The 20,261-nt window shown below is 62.6% G+C and carries 17 protein-coding genes; 9 read left to right on the plus strand and 8 right to left on the minus strand.

Annotation, left to right across the window (positions count from 1 at the left end; genetic code table 11):
• The first annotated feature begins 139 nt into the window (after window positions 1-139).
• Entirely contained in the window at window positions 140-1,684 is a 1,545-nt protein-coding gene (locus tag NLM31_RS39890; protein ID WP_254134630.1) for an acyl-CoA synthetase, read from the plus strand.
• A gap of 121 nt (window positions 1,685-1,805) precedes the next feature.
• On the opposite strand, the gene NLM31_RS39895 is transcribed toward NLM31_RS39890, so the two are convergent.
• On the minus strand, window positions 1,806-2,348 hold the full coding sequence (locus NLM31_RS39895; RefSeq protein WP_254134631.1) for a methylated-DNA--[protein]-cysteine S-methyltransferase: 543 nt from the start codon (window positions 2,346-2,348) through the stop codon (window positions 1,806-1,808).
• Window positions 2,349-2,488: 140 nt separating this feature from the next.
• On the opposite strand from NLM31_RS39895, the gene NLM31_RS39900 reads away from it, so the two are divergent.
• Complete coding sequence (locus NLM31_RS39900; RefSeq protein WP_254134632.1) at window positions 2,489-3,307, plus strand: alpha/beta fold hydrolase; 819 nt, start codon at window positions 2,489-2,491, stop codon at window positions 3,305-3,307.
• Between the two features lie 2 nt (window positions 3,308-3,309).
• A complete protein-coding gene (locus NLM31_RS39905) occupies window positions 3,310-4,122 on the plus strand; it encodes an alpha/beta fold hydrolase (RefSeq protein WP_254195789.1) in 813 nt (270 codons plus the stop codon).
• Window positions 4,123-4,158: 36 nt separating this feature from the next.
• Here NLM31_RS39905 and NLM31_RS39910 read toward each other — a convergent pair whose 3' ends face one another.
• Window positions 4,159-4,614 (minus strand): carboxymuconolactone decarboxylase family protein, encoded by a 456-nt coding sequence (locus NLM31_RS39910; RefSeq protein WP_254135549.1) that lies wholly within the window; start codon window positions 4,612-4,614, stop codon window positions 4,159-4,161.
• Window positions 4,615-4,713: 99 nt separating this feature from the next.
• Here NLM31_RS39910 and NLM31_RS39915 point away from each other — a divergent pair, with 99 nt between their 5' ends.
• The 4 genes from NLM31_RS39915 (at window position 4,714) to NLM31_RS39930 (ending at window position 8,873) form a co-directional block, all read left to right on the plus strand.
• On the plus strand, window positions 4,714-5,583 hold the full coding sequence (locus NLM31_RS39915) for a sigma-70 family RNA polymerase sigma factor (RefSeq protein WP_254195790.1): 870 nt from the start codon (window positions 4,714-4,716) through the stop codon (window positions 5,581-5,583).
• A 176-nt stretch (window positions 5,584-5,759) separates the two neighbouring features.
• Window positions 5,760-6,437: a GntR family transcriptional regulator gene (locus NLM31_RS39920; RefSeq protein ID WP_254195791.1), complete on the plus strand. Its 678-nt coding sequence runs from the start codon at window positions 5,760-5,762 to the stop codon at window positions 6,435-6,437.
• A gap of 138 nt (window positions 6,438-6,575) precedes the next feature.
• Entirely contained in the window at window positions 6,576-7,376 is an 801-nt protein-coding gene (locus tag NLM31_RS39925) for a phytanoyl-CoA dioxygenase family protein (RefSeq protein ID WP_254195792.1), read from the plus strand.
• Between the two features lie 189 nt (window positions 7,377-7,565).
• Window positions 7,566-8,873, plus strand: coding sequence for an NAD(P)H-dependent oxidoreductase (locus NLM31_RS39930; protein WP_254195793.1), 1,308 nt, complete (start codon window positions 7,566-7,568; stop codon window positions 8,871-8,873).
• 309 nt (window positions 8,874-9,182) lie between these two features.
• On the opposite strand, the gene NLM31_RS39935 is transcribed toward NLM31_RS39930, so the two are convergent.
• The 3 genes from NLM31_RS39935 to NLM31_RS39945 form a co-directional block, all read right to left on the minus strand.
• On the minus strand, window positions 9,183-11,324 hold the full coding sequence (locus tag NLM31_RS39935) for a pentapeptide repeat-containing protein (protein ID WP_254195794.1): 2,142 nt from the start codon (window positions 11,322-11,324) through the stop codon (window positions 9,183-9,185).
• Window positions 11,325-11,475: 151 nt separating this feature from the next.
• Window positions 11,476-11,916, minus strand: a complete 441-nt coding sequence (locus tag NLM31_RS39940; protein ID WP_254195795.1) for a hypothetical protein — start codon at window positions 11,914-11,916, stop codon at window positions 11,476-11,478.
• A gap of 887 nt (window positions 11,917-12,803) precedes the next feature.
• Window positions 12,804-13,148: a hypothetical protein gene (locus NLM31_RS39945; protein ID WP_254195796.1), complete on the minus strand. Its 345-nt coding sequence runs from the start codon at window positions 13,146-13,148 to the stop codon at window positions 12,804-12,806.
• A gap of 427 nt (window positions 13,149-13,575) precedes the next feature.
• On the opposite strand from NLM31_RS39945, the gene NLM31_RS39950 reads away from it, so the two are divergent.
• Entirely contained in the window at window positions 13,576-15,372 is a 1,797-nt protein-coding gene (locus tag NLM31_RS39950; protein WP_254195797.1) for an NAD(P)/FAD-dependent oxidoreductase, read from the plus strand.
• A 75-nt stretch (window positions 15,373-15,447) separates the two neighbouring features.
• On the opposite strand, the gene NLM31_RS39955 is transcribed toward NLM31_RS39950, so the two are convergent.
• From NLM31_RS39955 to NLM31_RS39965, 3 genes are all read right to left on the minus strand, one after another.
• Window positions 15,448-17,112, minus strand: coding sequence for a sulfatase-like hydrolase/transferase (locus NLM31_RS39955; RefSeq protein ID WP_254195798.1), 1,665 nt, complete (start codon window positions 17,110-17,112; stop codon window positions 15,448-15,450).
• Between the two features lie 195 nt (window positions 17,113-17,307).
• A complete protein-coding gene (locus NLM31_RS39960; RefSeq protein ID WP_254134640.1) occupies window positions 17,308-17,496 on the minus strand; it encodes a hypothetical protein in 189 nt (62 codons plus the stop codon).
• A gap of 174 nt (window positions 17,497-17,670) precedes the next feature.
• The gene (locus NLM31_RS39965) at window positions 17,671-18,771 is read right to left on the minus strand and encodes an NAD-dependent epimerase/dehydratase family protein (protein WP_254195799.1); all 1,101 of its coding nucleotides are present in this window, start codon (window positions 18,769-18,771) and stop codon (window positions 17,671-17,673) included.
• A gap of 288 nt (window positions 18,772-19,059) precedes the next feature.
• Between NLM31_RS39965 and NLM31_RS39970 the strand changes: the two genes are divergently transcribed.
• Window positions 19,060-20,151, plus strand: a complete 1,092-nt coding sequence (locus NLM31_RS39970) for a TRAP transporter substrate-binding protein (RefSeq protein ID WP_254195800.1) — start codon at window positions 19,060-19,062, stop codon at window positions 20,149-20,151.
• Window positions 20,152-20,261: the final 110 nt, after the last annotated feature.

Genomic DNA, 20,261 nt, shown 5'->3' on the forward strand with positions numbered 1-20,261 from the left:
GCGAAAGCCGGGACCCATAACCACAGGCGAACGTGGTTAGGCCGCGCTGGGGCGACATCTCGTTTCAACGATCTGAATCGGTGGTTATGGATCCCGGCCTTCGCCGGGATGACACCTTCTTTGTTGCGAGATCTCCGCCATGACCCACCCGTCCATTTACGCGAAGACCACACCCGACAAGATCGCCTATCAGATGGCCGGGACCGGCAAGGCGATCACCTATCGCGAGCTCGACGAGCTCTCGAACCAGGGCGCAAACCTGTTCCGCTCCCTCGGTCTGAAGGCCGGCGACCACATCGCGCTGCTGATGGAAAACCGCCTCGCCTTCATGGAGATCTGCTGGGCGGCGCAACGCAGCGGGCTCTATTACACCGCGATCAGCCGCTACCTGAAGCAGGACGAGATCGACTACATCATCGGCGATTGCGGCGCCAAGGTCGTGATCACCACGCCGAAATGCGCCGACCAGATCAAGGACCTGGTCAAGGGCACCGCCGGCGAGCCGATCTTCTACATGGTGGATGAGCCCCTGCCCGGCTTCCGCTCCTACGACAAGGAAGCAGCCGCGCAGCCGACAACGCCGATCGCGGACCAAGTCGCCGGCTACGACATGCTGTATTCCTCAGGCACCACCGGCCGACCGAAGGGCATCAAGAAGGCGTTCGAGGGCAACGCCATCGATGTGCCGAATGCCTTCCTGCGCGTGCTCTGCGCCGACATGTGCGGCATGAATGCCGAAAGTACTTATCTCTCGCCGGCGCCGCTCTATCATGCGGCCCCGCTGCGCTTCAACATGATGGCGATCGTGCTCGGCGGCACCTCGATCATCATGGAGCATTTTGACGCCGAGGACTTTCTGAAGCTGGTCGAGAAGTACAAGGTCACGCAATCGCAGCTCGTGCCGACCATGTTCGTGCGCATGCTCAAGCTGCCGGATGAGGTCCGCACCAAGTACAACGTCTCGACACTGAAAGGCGCGATCCACGCCGCCGCGCCCTGTCCGGTCGACGTCAAGGCAAAGATGATCGAGTGGTGGGGGCCGATCCTGATCGAGTATTACGCGGGCTCGGAAGGCAACGGCGTCACCGTCTGCAACTCGCAGCAATGGCTGGAGCATCGCGGCAGCGTCGGCCGCGCCGTGGTCGGCAAGATCAAGATTCTGGACGAGAACGACGAGGAGCAGCCGGTTGGCGAGATCGGCACGGTCTATTTCGCCGATGCGCCGGCGTTCACCTATCACAACGATCCCGATAAGACGAAGAAGGCCTACAACGCCAAGGGTTGGTCGACGCTCGGCGACGTCGGCTATCTCGACAAGGACGGCTTTCTCTTCCTCACCGACCGCAAGTCCTACATGATCATCTCGGGCGGGGTGAACATCTATCCGCAAGAGACCGAGGACGTGCTGATCACCCATCCGGAGATCGCCGACGTCGCGGTGTTCGGCGTTCCGAACGAGGAGATGGGCGAAGAGGTCAAGGCGGTGGTGCAGCCGCACGACATGACGCGTGCCGGCAAGGCGCTCGAGGCGGACCTGATCGCCTACTGCAAGACGCGTCTGTCGGCGATCAAATGCCCACGCTCGATTGACTTCGAAGCTGAGCTACCGCGCACACCGACGGGAAAGCTGGTGAAGCGGCATCTGCGCGACCGGTATTGGCCGAAGACCGCGGCGAAGATTTAGCGGACGGTCTCGTAGGGTGGGCAAAGGCGCAAAGCGCCGTGCCCACGTCTTCCTGCATTGTTGTAGAGAGATGGTGGGCACGCCTCGCTTTGCCCACCCTACGACGCCGGGGCAAGCTCCCTCAATCAAACAAACTCGGCGTGTGGTTCACCAGCGCGCCTTCGATTTCCAGCATCTTCAGCTTGGTCACGACGCCGCCATTCGCCGAGAAGCCGCCGGGCTTGTTGCCGGCCGCGAGCACGCGGTGGCAGGGCACGACGATCGGGCACGGGTTGTGCCCAAGCGCCTGGCCGACATCGCGCGAGAGCTGAACGCCACCGAGGCGCTTGGCGATGTCGCCATAGGTCATGGTCTTGCCGGGCGGGATGGCGCGGGCGATCTCATAGACGCCGCGGTTGAAGTCGGGCACGCCGTCGAGATCGAGCGGGATATCGGTGAGGTCGTCGTGCCCGCCGGCGAGCAGCTTGACGATGCGGTCGATCACCTGCTGCACCTCAGGGGTCGGTTCGGCTTCGGTGGCATCAGCGTGGCGCTGAGCGATGCGGGTGCGGATCTTCTGCTCGCCGCCCATCGGCAGCTGGGTGCCGTTGATGCCACGCGGGCCCCACGCGATGGCACAAAGGCCGATCTTGGTGTCAAACAGGGCAAAATGCTGGTCGGTCATGGCTTGGTTCCTGAGCTCGCGTCCTTCTCGCATGCCCCCATTGTCATCTCGGCCTAAATCTAGGCTTGGAAATAGTTGCGATCCACCCGGTTTCCGGGAATCTTGCACAGGAGTTCCACGCCCCTTTCCGCGAGTCCTGAATGCAAAGCCTCCACGTCAACGGATACGACATGCCCTATCTCGACGTGGGCAACGACAGGGACAGGCCGCCGCTGGTCTGCGTGCACGGCTCGCTCTCCGACTTCCGCGTCTGGGGCTGCGTGCTCGGGCCGCTGACGCAGCGGCACCGGATGATCGTTCCGAGCCTCCGGCATTTCTTCCCGGAAAAATGGGACGGCGTCGGCGATACCTATTCGATCGCGCAGCATGTCAGCGACGTCATCGCCTTCATCGAGAAGCTCGACCTCGGCCCGGTCGATCTGATGGGCCATTCCCGCGGCGGCCACATCTGCTTCCGCGCGGCGCAGCAGCGGCCGGATCTGCTGCGACGGCTGGTGCTGGCCGAGCCCGGCGGCGAGCTCGATGCGAGTCTCGATCCCGAGTACGCCGGCGGCCCCTCGCCGTTGCTGGCACGGTTCACGGCCTCGGCCGAGAAGATCGCGGACGGCGATGTCGATGGTGGCCTTGCCGTCTTCGTCGACACGCTGGAAGGCGCCGGCACCTGGCCGCGGCTGCCGGCAATGGTGAAGCAGAACCTTCGCGACAACGCCACTACCCTGATCGGCCAGGTCCGCGACAACCGCCCGCCGTTCTCGAAAGCGGATGCGGAAGCGATCAAGATGCCGACGCTGTTCATCCTGGGCGCACAGACCAAGGGCCTGCTGCCGAAGGTGCTGCATGCGCTCGCCGCTCACGTGCCCTACTCCAAGACGGCGATCATCCCGAACGCGACGCATCCGATGTTCGAGCAAGCGCCGCAAAAATACTCCGAAGTGGTCCTGGATTTTCTGGCGAGCTGATCATGCAGAGCTTTCGCGTCAACGGTTATGACATGGCCTATCTCGAAGTCGGACAGGGCCATCCGCTCGTCTGCGTGCACGGCACGCTCGGGGATTTCCGTACCTGGTATTCGGTGCTCGGGCCGCTGTCGAGGAATCATCGCGTGATCTCGGTCAGCCTGCGGCACTTCTTTCCCGAGCATTGGGACGCCGTCGGCGACGACTACAAGATGGCGCAGCACGTCGCCGACACGATCGCTTTCATCGAGCAGATCAAGCCCGGCCCGGTCGATCTCATGGGCCATTCGCGCGGCGGCCACATCGCGTTTCGCGTCGCGCAGGCACGGCCTGATCTGCTGCGCAAGCTGGTGCTGGCCGAGCCCGGCGGCGATCTCGACGCCAGCCTGCCGGTGCCCGAAGGCACGCCGGCGCATCCGCCGCTCGCCGCGAAGACGATACGCTCGGTCGAGATGATCCGCGCCGGCGACATCGAGGGCGCGCTGCAGAATTTCTACGAGGGCATCGAGGGTGACGGCTCGTGGCGGCGCGTGCCGGCGGCTGCCAAGCAACAGCTGCGCGACAACACGCTGACCTTCCTCGGCCAGATCAACGAGCAGCGCAGGCCCTATACGCTGGCGGATGCGCAGGCGATCAAGACGCCGACGCTGCTGATCGGCGGCAGCGCCACCACCGGCAGCCTGTCGGTGATGTGGCGCGTGCTGGCTGAGCACATTGCGGGCAGCAAGACGGCGGTGATCCCGAACGCCGGCCACTGGATGTTCGAACAGGCGCCGCTGGAGTACAGCGAGGTCGTGAACAGATTTTTGGCGGAGTAGCTCTCTCCCCGCTGACGGGGAGAGAGAAAGAAGGTCTCACACCTTCCACACGCCGACCGGCATCTTGATCGTCGCGTTCAGCCGGTTCCAGACGTTGATCGTTGCGATCGAGAGGATCAGGGTTGCGAGCTCGCGCTCGTCGAAGTGCTTGGCGGCCTCGTTCCAGATTGCATCCGGCACCGGGTCTTCGCGATCGGCAACGCGCGTGACGGCTTCGGTCAGCGCCAGCGCGGCGCGCTCGGCGTCGGTGAAATAGGGCGCCTCGCGCCAGGCGGACACGGCGAACAGGCGCTCGTCGGTCTCGCCCAGCTTGCGGGCGATTTTCGGATGCATGTCGACACAGACGCTGCAGCCGTTGATCTGGCTGGCGCGCAGGTGCACCAGTTCCAGGAGCTTTTCCGGCAGGCCCTGCTTGGTCAGGCTGGCGAGGGCTTGAAGGTGGTTCATGGCCTCGGGCAGGACCATCACCGGGTGATTCATGCGGGCGTGCATCATTTGCGTCTCCATCTATCGAATTTCGAAGGTTCCGGTCACATCGGCCGGATTGGCTTCGTCATGGGCATGACGGATCGCGACGAGGGAATGTGACCGATGACCCAAGAAAACTTCGAAGAAAATTTTCTGAGCCGGCAGTTCGAGGCCAACCGGGACCATTTGCGCGCCGTCGCCTACCGGATGCTGGGCGCGAGCGGCGAGGTCGACGATGCCGTGCAGGAGGCCTGGCTGCGGCTGAGCCGGAGCGACACGTCCGACGTGGCGAACCTGCGGGGCTGGCTGACCACCGTGGTCGCGCGGATCTGCCTCGACATGCTGCGCGCGCGGAAATCGCGCAAGGAAGACCCGATGGGCCCACACGTGCCCGAGCCGGTCGACGAGACGCGGGAGCGCGAGGCGGAGATGGCCGATTCCGTCGGGGCGGCGCTGCTGATCGTGCTCGAGACCTTGCAGCCGGCGGAGCGGCTCGCCTTCGTGCTGCACGATATGTTCGCAGTGCCGTTCGAGGAGATCGCGCCGATCGTCGGCCGCACGGTCGATGCCTCGCGACAACTTGCGAGCCGCGCGCGGCGGCGCGTGCAGGGCGCGCCGGTGCCGGAAGCGGATCTGTCGCGCCAGCGCGCGATCGTCGATGCGTTCCTCAAGGCGTCTCGCGAGGGCAATTTCGAGGGGCTGCTCGCGGTGCTCGATCCCGACGTCGTGTTCCGCGCCGACGATGCCGCGGTGCGGCTCGGCACGCTGCCGGAGATCCGCGGCGCGGATGCGGTCGCGCAGCTCTACAAGGGCCGCGCCCAGGCGGCACGCCCGGCGCTGGTCGATGGCGAGATGGGTGTCGCCGTCATCCTCGGCGGACAATTGCGCATCGCGCTGCGCATCACCTTCAGCGGCAATCGCATCGCCGGGATCGACGCCATGGCCGATGCGGAGCTGGTCGCGGCGCTGGACGTCGAGGTGCTGGAGGGCTGAAGCGGGTCATTCTCGCGAAAACAACCCCATGCACAGTAGCCGACCCAAGCAATATCAATAGCTTAGGCGGTTTGAACCGTCGCGCCGCGACGGTATTCAGGTAGCGCTTGACGCCCCCGGCACGGAGCCGTAACTTCGAATACGGAATTCCGTATTCCCTTTTCGGAGCCGCCGGCGTGATCCCTCTCGACCCGCTCCCGAACCTGATCGACCAGGTCTATGCCCGGATCCTGGAGGCGATCTCCGATCGCACTCTGCAGCCCGGCCAGCGCATCCGGCAGAACGAGCTCGCCGACAAGCTCGGCGTCTCGCGCCAGCCGGTGTCGCATGCGCTGCATCTGTTGCACCGTCAGGGTCTCGTCGCCGAAAGCGGCAAGCGCGGCTTTGAAGTCACCCAGCTCGATCCCGCCCGCATTCGTCAGCTCTACGAAGTGCGCGGCGCCATCGACGCGCTCGCCGCCCGGCTTGCCGCCCAGCGTGCCGCAACCGATGCAGCCGGGCGCGCGCGGCTCGAGACAGCGCTTGCCGCGGGACGTCGCATCGATCGCAAGACTGTGCTCGCCGAGCTGATCGCGCTCGACGTCGAATTTCATCGCGCCATCTACCAGCTCGCCGGCAATCCCGTGATCGAGGAGACGATCACGCCGCAATGGCCGCATATGCGCCGCTCGATGGCGACCGTGCTCTCCGAGCTCGATTATCGCGGCAGCGCCTGGGCCGAGCATGCCGATATCGCCAAGCACATTCTCGCAGGTGACGCGAAGGCGGCCGAACGCGCGGCGCTGGCGCATGCGCAGACGGCCGGACGGATGACCGAGGAGAGATTGAAGGCGACGGACGAGGTGGCGGCGTAGCTGCAAACGCCTGCGCCGTCATGGCCGAGCTTGACCCGGCCATCCACGCCTTTGCTTCACGCTCGGAGAACGTGGATGCCCGGGGCAAGCCCGGGCATGACGAGAGAGAACAACAAACAAAACCAAGGAGGACGACCCATGAAACTGTCTCAGGAGCAATTGGAGTTCTTCCACCGCGAGGGTTGGCTGTTCCTGCCCGAGCTGTTCAACCAGGAAGAGTCCGATCTTCTCGCGCGCGAGGCGGTCGGCATTTACGACGCCAACCGGCCGGAGGTCTGGCGCGAGAAGAGCGGCGCACCGCGGACCGCCTTTGCCGCGCATCTCTACAACGAGGCTTTCCGCGTTCTGGGCGCGCATCCGCGCATGATCGATCCGGTCGAGCAGGTGTTCGGCGAGCCGGTTTACATGCACCAGTTCAAGATCAACGCGAAATCGGCCTTCACCGGCGACGTCTGGCAATGGCACCAGGATTACGGCACCTGGAAGCGCGACGACGGCATGCCGGAGCCGCGCGCGATGAACATCGCGATCTTCCTCGACGAGGTGATGCCGATCAACGGCCCCTTGATGCTGGTGCCACGCAGCCAGAATGCCGGCGATCTGCAGGCCTCGCATGATCTCTCCACCACGTCGTATCCGTTGTGGACGCTGGACGAAGACACGGTGACGCGGCTGGTCAAGCAGGGCGGCATCGTGGCGCCGACCGGCAAGCCCGGCGGCATGCTGATGTTCCACGGCAATCTCGTGCACGGCTCGAGCGGCAACATCACGCCCTATCCGCGCAAGATCGTGTATCTAACCTTGAACGCGGTCTCGAACTACATCCGCACCCCGACGCGGGCGGACTACATCGCGCATCGCGATTTCACGCCGATCAAGACGGTGGATGACGACGTGCTGGTGCGGCTGGCGCGGGCACCGCGGCAGCCGGCGGAGTAAGGTCGGAGCCACGGGCGAGATTCACCTCTCCCTTTGGGAGAGGTCGGCGCGAAGCGCCGGGTGAGGGGTTAAGGCCTCTCGTCGGAGCTGCGGCCCCTCACCCGGTTTGCTGCACAAACCGACCTCTCCCCTCCGGGGAGAGGTGAACTGAGCGCAGCTGCATCAGCAACGCTGAACATCGGAATTCCCATGAACCTCTTCCGCATCCTCCAGGCCCGCGCGTCCGCCGGAATGCCTGTTCGTGTCGCGCTGATCGGCGCCGGTAAATTCGGCTCGATGTTTCTGGCGCAGGTGCCGCACACACCGGGGCTGGAAGTGCCTGTTATCGTCGACATCGACCGCGATCGCGCACGCGAGGCCTGCCGCACCGTCGGCTGGAGCGCCGAGCGGATTGCTGCCACCGTGTTCACCGATGACGGCGCACGCGCCATCGCCGGCGGTGCGATGGATGTGGTGGTGGAGGCGACCGGCAATCCCGCCGTCGGCATCAAGCACGCGCGCGCCGCGATCGCGGCGGGCAAGCATGTCGTGATGGTGAATGTCGAAGCCGACGTGCTCGCCGGCCCCCTGCTCGCCGAGGAAGCGCGCAAGGCAGGCGTGGTCTATTCGCTCGCCTATGGCGACCAGCCGGCGCTGACCGCCGAAATGGTCGACTGGGCTCGCGCCACCGGCTTCCGCGTCGTCGCCGCCGGCAAGGGCACAAAATATCTGCCGGCCTACCACGACGTGACGCCGGATGGCGTCTGGCAGCACTATGGTCTGACCGCCGGCGAAGCGCAGTCGGCCGGCATGAATCCGCAAATGTTCAACTCCTTCCTCGACGGCACCAAGTCGGCGATCGAGATGGCCGCGATCGCGAACGCCTGCGGGCTCGACGTGCCCAAGGGCGGCCTGCTGTTTCCGCCCTGCGGCGTCGACGATCTCCCGCACATCATGCGGCCCAGCGACAAGGGCGGCGTGCTGGAGCGGTCGGGCGTCGTCGAAGTCGTCTCGTCGCTCGAGCGCGATGGCCGGCCGGTGTTTCGCGATCTGCGCTGGGGCGTCTATGTCGTGCTGGAGGCGCCGAACGACTATGCCGCGGATTGCTTCAAACAATACGGTTTGAAGACCGATGCCAGCGGACGTTTCGCCGCGATGTACAAGCCGTATCACCTGATCGGGCTCGAACTGAACATCTCGGTGCTGTCGGCCGCGCTGCGGGGCGAACCGACCGGGCAGCCTTACGGCTTCCGCGGCGACGTCGCATCCGTCGCCAAGCGCAATTTGCGCGCCGGCGAGATGTTGGACGGCGAAGGCGGCTACACCGTGTGGGGCAAGCTGGTGCCGGCGGACGCGAGCCTCAAGGCCGGCGCCCTGCCGATCGGCCTCGCCCATCGCCTCAAGCTGAAGCACGACGTCGCGCACGGCGAGATCGTGCGCTGGAGCGATGTCGAGTTCGATGCCAGCAACGAGACGATCAAGACAAGGAAGGCGATGGAGACGGCGTTCACGAAATAGCGAACAGACACCCGGAATTCGTGACGCTGCGGATCGGCCGAGGCCTGATGTCGGCTACTGCCTCAAAAGCGGTGCCTAAGCGGACCTCGTTGGAGGTCCGAATTGGGCCCAACAGCGAAAGTACCGCAGTTCGCCGGTGATATGTTGCGACGTTCCATTGCATGCAGACAACCTCGTTGACGTCGCCCGGACTGGCTTTGTGTACGCAATAAGCATTTGCGGGTTGGGCGCGCTGATCAGCACTGAATTAAGGCGGCAAGATAAGACAACAGCCTCCGGCGTATTGTGGCGTAGGCGGTTCTCTGGACGTCAACCACCGCACGGGTAGCACCTCGGATTTGTTGAACTCGACTCTTCGAGCAACTTGATTTCCTGTCTAATGCTGAGAAGCGTCGTCCGATCCGCGTCGGTCAGAGACGCTGCAACAGGGCAGACACTACTGTTCTTGTTCAGAAGCTCTGAAATTAAGTCGCGCGCGGCGGGACCAGCATTCTGGAGCTGGCCGAACTTCGCGACGGCGCGTACAACCAATGCCTCGTTTTCGTCCCCTGGACAAAAGAGCGCGCTTAAGGATTCCGCGAGCGCAGCGCGATTTGACCTAACGCCAACCATGTGCGTCACGATAGCTTTTCTCCACTCGTCAGCTGCAGGTGGCGGTGCCGAGGTGGGATCGCAAGATTGGAGTGTCTTGTCAGGACTTGAGCAGTCGAGGACCAAGATTCTTTCCAGCGCGGCCTCGCGCACGGGCCCAGACGGGAGCGATCGCAGGCTTGTACGCAGCTCCTCGTAGGCCTTATCCTTGTCGTCCCACGCTCGATCCTCTTGCTTCTCCAACTCCTGCCACCGTGGTTGCCAGGTCTTTGTCTTGTTATCCTCCACCATAGGGATCGCCGAGAACACCGCGGGAAAGCGTGCCTGATTGCTCCGCCAGAGATAGGTGCCACTAAGGTCAGTCGCCTTCAGATTCGCGCCCGAGAAGGACGCCCCTTGAAGCTGCGCGTTATTGAACAACGCGCCCTCGAGATGCGCTTGGTCGAGCGACGCGCCCTGAAGTCGCGCGCCAGAGAGGTTCGCCCCCTGAAGATACGCTTCGGTCAGCGACGCGCCCTGAAGCTGCGCCGACTGAAGCGACGCGCCCTGAAGCTGCGCCCCGTCGAGCAACGCGCCCTGAAGCCCCGCCGAGTCGAATGACGCGCCCTGGAGATGCGCGTGGTCGAGCGACGCCCCCTGGAGATGAGCGTGGTCGAGCGAAGCGCCCTGAAGCTGCGCTTTAGTGAGCCGGGCTCCCTGAAGGTCGGCGTCAGCGAAATCGACTCTTGGCAAACTGGCGAAGGTGAATATCGCTCCCCTCAGATCGCGCCCGAAGGGGCGGAAAACGAAGTCCCGCCAATTCGCCTTCGTGGGATCGTCGATGCTGAGGCCCTCGTAGACGTTGAGGCCGGGCAGGACGAGCGTGTTCGAGAATGGGAATCGGCGGTGAGTGACATTGTTCGGTTCGGCACTGAAGAGCGTATTGTGCACCGTGACGACCCACATTCGTTGGTCCCACTTCGCCAGCAGCTTTTCCTGCCACTCGCCAGGAAAGGTCGCAATCGCCCAAGAGAACGCAATGGCAAGGAAACTGAAGAACAGCCCTATCCCAACCGCGACCAATGAGGTCCTCGGGGCCGTCGCATCGCTCTCGCCCCCTGAGAGGACTTTTCGCCACAGCCACCAAACGAGTGCGAGATCAAAGAGCAGCGCGATCCGCTGCGTCCACGCGACGCGGACATCGTGATAGGGCAGGAATTGAATCTGGATCACCAGAAGCAGCAGCACAGGCGCCACGACGAGCGTGATCCAGGCTATCCCGCGCAGGAGCAATCCAAATGAGCTCTCGCGCAAATCGGACGGGCCCGCGAGGAATTGGATGAAGATGTTGCTCGGCAGCTGCCGCCTGAGTTTGTCGCGCGTCGCCTTGCGCCGTTCTGTCTCCCCTCCGTTCACGTCCTCGATCTGCGTATAGAGCGCCTGATGATAACGCTTCGCCTTGTCCGTCAACATGACGAGATGTACGAGCGTGTAGGCGTGAACGATCAGGAATAGGATCGGCGCCAGCAGGAAGAACGCGACCAACGGCAGGTCGATCCCGAGGAACGGCAGTTTGACCGCTTTTTCGAAGAAGAGGTCGGCGTGGGTCACCGCCCCCGCGGCGACCGCGAGATAGAAGAGAACGAAGAGATAGGAGAGCCAGAGGCCGCCACTTACGGACGCCGCATCGTCGACCGCCTGCTTAATCGCTTCGAGGTCGTCGGCCTTTTTGGCGAAATCCGGCAGTTCGTCTGAGTAAGCGACCTTGGTGGGGGCGTCGGGCTCGCGCGCGTCTTCGTTTTCCTGCAGAATCGCGGAGCCGGGGGGATCCATGGCTGGAGGCGTAACCCTGGGCGAAGGCGGTTGCGATTGCACGTTCATGACGCTCGGCTCCCGGCAATCCGGCGGCCTGTCCTTCAACCAGGGTCAGACCAATCAAGGGCCTATCAAGCGATCTGGGGCCAAGTCATCACGGGCGCAGTCCAATTTGTTTCGCACACGGACCCGTGCGTGCCTCGCCCCGGAGCTTAACCTAACCTCCCAAAAAGATCTTCACAGTATCTAATCGTCCCTGCACTGAAGCCTTGATCTTCAGATATCCGCTCATACCAACGGGATCTTCCCCATGTGCGCCTCCAGAACAATTGCCGTGCACACCGTTGAGTAATGCGTCCAATTCACCCTCAGCAATGCTGATCTGTTGCAGAGCATCCGGCTTCTGGTCTTGTGACAAAGCCGATACTGCGGCGTCGAGTGCATTCACCGCTGAGTTAGCGTGGGGCTGCAATTGCGCCCAGCTAACAGGAGGCACACCGTGCGCGCCACCTGAGCAACCCTCGCTCATCGATATGACCATGTTTTGGATCTGGGACCTTGCTTCGCTCACCACGGTCCGTGCGGCAGAATTCGCATCCTGAGCGCTAACGTTGCCGAGCGGAGCTAAAAAGAGACTCCCGCCGATCATCGCGGCCATCGCAGACCCCAGAGAACGAGTCATCAGCCTTTTGGAGAACGCGATTACCAAGGTCACTCGAGAACCTCGTTGCTTGTACAAACCGTATGCGTTTGTAGAGCCGCTGATAGAGCGCAGCTAGTCGCGACCAGCCACACTAGAAACGTAAACATCAATCCAGTTCAAGTCATCATTCGTTCTCCAGTTCGCCCTCTGCTGGGACGCACCGCGTCATCAGTAGAAAATCGTCTTATGACTTCGAGGCTGCGTCGAGGCTCGAACTTGATTCACATCACGTTGAAAGAACTGCTGTAGGATTGCGCCCATGAACTTTGCGCTTGAGCCCTCAATCCCCCCACAACGAGAGGGTGTGAGATAACATACCACTCCCGCAGTTTTTGTCACGGAGTTCTTCGCGACAGGTCTCAACCATTGACCTAGTCGCGAGCACGACAGCAACCCCGTCAGTGCCCCCCTAGAAACGTCGCATCCAGATCAAACCGAAAACGCCCCTCATTGAGCAAAGCGTGTCCGCTCTTCCTTTGAATGTTGACCTGCGAGCGGAGGTGGATTGAGAGGAGTCCATGTCGCGGCAGAGGTGCTCCGAGCTAGTGCGCCTGCCTGGCACTGGGCGTCAGGTCGATCAGGCCTAGATCCACAAGCATGCGATGGAAGCGACGTTTCCGTTCGGAAGACGACGCGAAATAGGCTTCCCTCCAATCATCAAGCAGGCTCGCGCGCGTGGCGAATATCGGGTCGAGCGCAATGCCCGCCCGTTGCAAGGCGAGGCGATGTCGAGGTCGGTGCCCCTCCCGGGGGCCGAAATGGGGGATATTCAGGGCTTCGATCGCATAGAACGTGCCAAACGGGCGCCGCCCATCGCACGGTCGTTTCAGGTGTCGATCGATCTACTTCGTCAACACGGGTTGATGGTCCCCGTGATGCACGATGAGAACGGGCCGTCCAGGGAAGCTGCTTGCGAGCTTCGCTCTGAGCCTTTGCCAGACAGACGCGGTCTCCGCCAGTCTTGTGTAGTACTCAACGTATCCAGCATCGGGGAAGCTCGCGATCCCAAAGTGACCTGATGGCACGAGCTGCCGATCATGGGGACCGTGATTGAAGTTGGTCAGCGCATAAAGAAATCTCGGTGTCGGATCGCTGGCGATCCCCCTGGCATGCGCATCGATGACCGCATCCAGGAACATCACATCGGTGCGCGCCTCGCCCTTCGAGACGACCGTGGAGCCTGTCATCGGGTCGCGCTTTGCGCGGACCCGGTGGCGGTCTCCTCAGGGTGAGGCTCATCGGCACCGGAGGCCTTCGAAATAGTTGCCGCGCGCTCCGTCCTCATCCTGAGGAGCACGCCCAAAGCGGGCGTCTCGAAGGATGGCCGCAGGGAAATCACTCTCAAATGCGATAGCGCCCGGTGCTTCGCGGACTCAAACCGGACATGGCAGCAGGTCCGTTCAGGACCACCTCCAGACGCATGCAGCGCAGCAAATAGAACGCTCGGCAGACCCACCTCACCGATGGGCAAAGCGGCGTTGTTGCAGGTGAGAGCCGAGAGGCGCTGAAGCCCGGCCGGGAACCCTGCCGTGCAAGTCTGGATTCCCGCGATGGTTGGGATAAGCTTACGTTGCCTGCGCAGAAAAATTGCAAAACGACATTTGGGAGGACGTAATGCTCGACACCACCCTAAGCGCGCGCGTCCAGGCTTTCCTCGACAAGTTTGATGCCGCGCTTGCGGCGGGCGATCTCGACGCCGCCGTCGGAATGTTCGCGCCGGAATGCTTCTGGCGCGACCTCGTTGCCTTCACCTGGAACATCAAAACCATGGAAGGCCGCGATCAGGTTCGCGACATGCTTGCGCATTGCCTCGCACATGTGAAGCCGCACAATTGGAAAATCGCCGAAGGTGAAACGCCGACCGAGGCTGACGGCGTGACGGAGTCCTGGATCTCATTCGAGACTGAGGTCGCGCGTGGGTACGGACTCGTCCGCTTGCAGAACGGCCAGATCTGGACGCTTTTGACCACGATCGTCGAACTCAAGGGCCATGAGGAAAAGGCGGGTTTCACCCGGCCGCTTGGCGCCAGGCACGGCGTCAATCCCGGCTCCAAGAGCTGGAAGGAGCTGCGCGACGAGGAAGTCGAAGAGCTCGGATTCAAGACCCAGCCCTACGTGCTTGTCATTGGCGGCGGACAGGGCGGCATCGCGCTCGGGGCGCGGCTGCGCCAGCTCGGCGTACCCTCGATCATCGTCGAAAAGAACGCACGCGCCGGCGATTCCTGGCGCAACCGCTACAAGTCGCTCTGCCTGCACGACCCCGTCTGGTACGATCACTTGCCCTACATCGATTTCCCGAAGAACTGGCCGGTGTTTTCGCCCAAGGACAAGATCGGCGACTGGCTCGAAATGTACACCAAGGTCATGGAGCTGAACTACTGGACCAACACCACGGCCAAAAGCGCCAATTGGGACAACAGCAAGAAGGAATGGACCGTCGTCGTCGAACGCGACGGCAAGGAGCTCACTCTGCACCCCAAGCAGCTTGTCTTCGCGACCGGCATGTCGGCCAAGCCGAACATGCCGAAGATCAAAGGCATGGAATCGTTCAAGGGCGACCAGCACCATTCCTCCCGCCATCCCGGCTCCGGCGGCTACAAAGGCAAGAAGGTGGTGGTGATCGGCTCGAACAATTCGGCCCACGACATCTGCGCGGCGCTGTACGAGGCCGGCGTCGACGTCACGATGGTACAGCGCTCAACCACGCACATTGTGCGCTCGGACTCGCTGATGGCGACCCTCGGTGACCTCTATTCCGAACGTGCCGTCCGCGGCGGAATGACAACGGCAAAGGCCGATCTGATCTTCGCTTCACTGCCCTACCGGATCCTGAATCAATTTCAGAAGCCGGTCTACGACAAGATCCGCCAGGATGACGCGGCTTTCTATGCCGGGCTGGAAAAGGCCGGCTTCAGGCTCGACTTCGGTGACGACGAATCCGGGCTGTTCATGAAGTATCTGCGCCGCGGCTCGGGCTATTACATCGACGTCGGCGCCTCACAGCTGATCATCGACGGCAAAATCAAACTGTTCGCAGGACAGGTCGAGGAAATCACGCCCAACGGCGTCAGGCTCGACAGCGGCAAGGAATTGCCGGCGGACGTGATCGTCTATGCCACCGGCTATAGTTCGATGAACGGCTTTGTCGCCGATCTCGTCAGTCAGGAGACGGCCGACAAGGTTGGCAAAGTCTGGGGCCTCGGCTCCAATACGACGAAGGACCCCGGCCCATGGGAAGGTGAGCAGCGTAACATGTGGAAGCCGACGCAGCAGGAAGGCCTGTGGTTCCACGGCGGCAACCTGCATCAGTCGCGACATTACTCGCAATTCCTTGCCCTGCAGCTGAAGGCGCGCCAAGAGAGCATCCCGACGCCGGTCTACGGCCTGCAGACTGTCCATCACAAGGGCTGACATTGCAGAGAGCACGGCGGGGCTCGCCGATTGCGGGCCCCATGCTATTTCCGGGTCGCGACCGGGTGCTCCGAGCTAGCGCGCCTGCCTGACACTGGGCATCAGGTCGATCAGGCCGAGATCCACCAGCGTGCGATGGAAGCGACGTTTCCGTTCGGAGGACGACGCGAAATAGGCTTCCCTGCAATCATCAAGCAGGCTCGCGCGCGTGGCGAATATCGGGTCGAGCGCAATACCCGCCCGTTGCAAGGCGACAGTTCCGAGAAAGGCGATGTCGAGGTCCGCGCCCCGTCCGGGGCTGAAATGGGGGATGTTCAGGGCTTCTATCGCATAGAACGTGCCAAACGGGCGCCGCCCGTCACACGGTCGTTTCAGGTGTCGATCGATCTGCTTCGTCAACACGGGTTGATGGTCCCCGTAATGCACGATGAGAACAGGTCGTTCAGGGAAGCTGCTTGCGAGCTTCGCTCTGAGCCTTTGCCAGGCAGACGCGGTCTCCGCCAGTCGCGTGTAGTACTCGACGTATCCGGCATCGGGGAGGCTCGCCATGGCAAAGGCGCGCTCCCTCTCGAACTGACCCGATGGCACGAGCTGCCGATCGTGCGGACCGTGATTGAAGTTGGTCAGCGCATAAAGAAATCTCGGTGTCGGATCGCTGGCGATCCCCCTGGCATGCGCATCGATGACCGCATCCAGGAACATCGCATCGGAATTTGTTGCCTCGAAGCGCCCGGCATCGAACGGCGGCGGAAGCTCGTCGACGAAGATACGCTCGTCGATACCGATCGAGCCGTAGAATTTGTCGTAACTGAGAAACCCGCGGCGACAGCTGGATATGAGGGTTGTCTTGTAGCCGAGCGACGCCAACGAACGCGGCAGGCTGCTGTGAAAGCGGCCGGCCCCCTTCTTGAAGAGGTAGTAGGCGCTCGAGCCGAAGCTCGCACTTGAAAGACCGGTGAGCAGGCTGAATTCGGATTGCCACGAACCTCCGCCAAAGATGTCGACATTCAGGCGCCCAAACTCGCCATCTGGCGGAGACAGGAAGGCTTCGACGGCCGGCTCGACCGGCAACCCGAAAATGCGCGGGTCGAACACGGACTCGTGCTGGATGACGATGATGTCGGGAGAACAGGCCGAGCGCGCGGGCGTGGCCTCCCTCAATGGCAACGGTTCGTTGGCGATATCGCTCAGAGCCAACCCGCCGAACTGTCGCCAGCAAGCGGGATCAACCAGCGAGGCCATGAAGGTCGCGTAGAAGCACCGCCCTTGCGTCAGCGTCTGCCGCAAAAGGGTGGCGCCCTTCGACACGGAAGCCATTGCAAAGCCAACCAGCGCCAAGGCGAACAAGAGAATTCGAAACGCGATCGACACGGGAGATCCAGCCGCATAGAGCAGAACCGCGCTCGCAGCAAAGGCGAACAACGCGCTTCCCGCCACAACACCCAGCATCATGCGTGGATATTGCAGCACGAAGAATGGGACTGTGCCGGCAAACGCCAGCGGCAGATCGGAGACGGTCAGCTTGAGCGCGCTGTGATTGAATTTGACGATGGAGATGCCGGCGATCGCCACCGCCAGCATGCCGGACAGCAGGATCGCTCGATCGAGATCGGCAAGAAACACCAGCAGCAGGGCAGCATTGAGGAGAAGTGCGACGACGGCAAACGGCAGATGCTCAACGCTCCGTTCCATCAGGGCAATCGCGGCGATGGCCGCCACAAGGATCAAAATTGAAATCATGGGCCGAGCATGCCCCGGGCATTGGATTTTTTCAATTTGGGCCCTGGGCAGCCAGAGCAGCGCAGGCCGGCAGCGGCATCAACCGATCCTGCAGCGCAACAAGAACGAGAGGTCGACGAAATCGGTAAGGCCGACATCGCGATTGGTGACGTTGAAGGCTGCGTTACACGCCAATTCGGCCTGCCCCCGGTGGGCTCACTGCCCTTGGGTCAATTGCTGCAGGATCTGTTGGAACATTTGGGCCTGGTCGCTTTGTGCTCTGTCGTTTCTGCACACGGCCTCGAGTGCGCCCTTGATCCCGCCGCTCACGCAGTCGAGCTCGCGCTCGCCAAGAACGTCGCTCTGCGCATTGATCTGATCAGTCATCTTGATTGCATCAGTCATCACACGTCTCCTTGAGTTGGCGCGATTGTCCGACACCGATGCGACCACATTAGGCATCACCGCTCTCATCTGTATGTGACGGCCATCACAAAGTGTCTGATTTGGGGGGCGCCCGCCCGTAAGCGCGTGGGTGGAGAGAGCGCACCACCTTCGCGGCGATCGCTCGAACGTCACTCACGGCAACAGCCGCTCCTGCCTCGCCTGCCTGAACCACTTCCGGAACATGTCTTCCGTATCCATCATCTCGGTGAAGCCGGCGCGGTTGATCTTGACGGTCGAGACGATCGAAGGCGGGCCTGACGCGGTCTGGCCGTAGCGCAGGCTGTAATCGGCATACTGGAACGAGAGGCCGACGAATTCGGCAAGGCCTGGCGACACAAGATTGTGCTGGCGCCTGAGCGCGTCCCACGGCGCGAGCCAATTCGGAAACTCTTTCGCCATCGACAGCGGCACCGGCCTGCCGGGTTTCATCTCCAGCGCGTCGGCGACCGCGGGCCAGATGTTCTCCCAGGTGAAGACGTCGCCATTGGTGACGTTGAAGGCTTCGTTCCGCGCCGACCTCGCCTCGCCGGACCATGCGATTGCGCGTGCGAGAAGATCGACGTCAACGGCCTGCGACACCCGCGCGGCGCCGCCGGGGAAATCGAGCGGCCTGCCCTGCTCGCGCAGCATCGCCGCGTAGACGCCGAGCGGCGGGATCAGATCCATGGCGCCGCCCATGGCGAGGCCGACGATCAGGACGGGGCGCAAGATGCTCCAGTGCCAGGCCTTCGCCTTTTGAGCCTTGCCCATTTGGAGCTCGCGCAGAAAGCTTTCCTGCGCCCAATAAAAATTCGGCTGCTCGTACATTTCCGAGCGGCCTTCGCGGGCCGGCACTGTCAGGGGACGGACATGGACGCCATAGGCCTTGGTGCCCTGCAACAGGGCAACGTGCCTGAGATCAGGCGCGACCGGTTCGAGCGCGCCCATCAGGTTGCGCAGCATCAGATCGTTGGTTCGGATCTGCTCCGGATCGCGCCAGCCGTCGACGAGCTGCGGCGCCTCGTGAAGCGCGGCATAGACGAGATGGGTGGCGCCTCGCAGCTCGGCTGCGGCACGCCGGCAGTCGGCTTCGCTGGTCAGATCGACGGGCACGTGGCGCGCACCGTAGAGATCGCGCGGCTTGCGCCGCGACAAGGCAACGAGCTCGCAAGGCTCGGCTGTGCCGAAGTGTCGCAAGGCGGCGTTGCCGACGAGACCCGTTGCGCCGGCGACCACGACTTTCTTGCCCGCCATGCTCGTTCTCCCCTGTTATTGCCTGTTCGCGTAGCAGACGCTCCAGGCTGCGACTTGCGTCAGGCCCGTGTTCGCAGATGCGAGCGAGGCATGAGGCTTGATTATCGCCGGGCGGCCGGTCATCCTCGCCTCGGGAACCGCAATGATCGGAATTCCAACAACAAGAGCCCCCAGCGGGGCCATTTCGGAAGCGCTCACAAGTCTCAAACAAACAACGTCGGGCTCGGCGAAGATAAACGACAACAAGATCGTTCCCTGGTCGAAGCATCGGCATCACGGAGGGTACGCATGCAACGTCGTGAATTCCTGAAAGTCACGGGCGTCGGCCTGGCTGCGAGCACAGCGGTCGCCGCGCCCGCGATCGCACAGTCCTCGCCCGAAGTCAGGTGGCGTTACGCCACGAGCTGGCCGAAGGCGCTCGATACGCTCTATGGCGGCTGCGAATATTTCTGCAAGAAGGTCGCCGACATCACCGACAACAAATTCCAGATCCAGCCCTTCGCTGCAGGCGAGATCGTTCCGGGCTTGCAGGTGCTGGATGCCGTCTCCAACGGCACCGTCGAGATCGGCAATACCGCGCTCTATTATTATTGGGGCAAGAACCCGGCCTTCACGTTCGCAACGGCCCTTCCGTTCGGGCTGAACACGCGCCAGCAGATCTCGTGGTTGCTGTGGGGCGGCGGACAGGATCTCGTCAATGATCTGTTGAAGGAGCACAATGTCTACGGCATTCCGACCGGGTCGACCGGCGCGCAGATGGGCGGCTGGTTCAGAAAGGAGATCAAGAGCACCGAGGACCTCAAGGGCCTGAAGATGCGCATCGGCGGTTTTGCCGGCACCATTCTCGCCAAGCTCGGCTGCGTGCCGCAGCAGCTCGCCGGCGGCGACATCTATCCGGCGCTCGAAAAGGGCACGATCGACGCGGCCGAATGGGTCGGCCCCTATGACGACGAGAAGCTCGGCTTCGCCAAGGTCGCGAAGTATTACTACTATCCCGGCTGGTGGGAAGGCACGAGCCAGGGCCACAACATCATCAACATCGACAAGTGGAACGCGCTGCCCAAGCACTATCAGGCGGCGGTCGATTCGGCGTCGCGGGACACCTTCACCTGGATCACCGGCAAGTACGACGCGGTGAACGCGCCGGCGCTGAAGCGGCTGATCGTCAACGGTGCGATCCTCAAGGGCTTTCCGCAGGAGGTGCTGGAGGCCTGCTACACCACCGCCAACGAGATCTACGCCGACCTCTCCAAGACCAATCCGCATTTCGGCAAGATGCATGCGAGCATGATGGCCTACAAGAACGACTCGCTGCCTTGGACGCAAGTCGCCGAGCTGAGCTACGACAGCTTCATGGCGCGGATGCGGACCAAGACATGAGGCGTTGATCGGCCAGGAAGGGCGGAAACGACGAAAGCCCCGGAGGTGTCTCCGGGGCTTTTTGTTTTAGGCAGGTTCAAGCGGCTGATACAGCTATCGTAGGGTGGGCA

Source organism: Bradyrhizobium sp. CCGUVB4N (assembly GCF_024199945.1).
Taxonomy (GTDB): Bacteria; Pseudomonadota; Alphaproteobacteria; order Rhizobiales; family Xanthobacteraceae; genus Bradyrhizobium.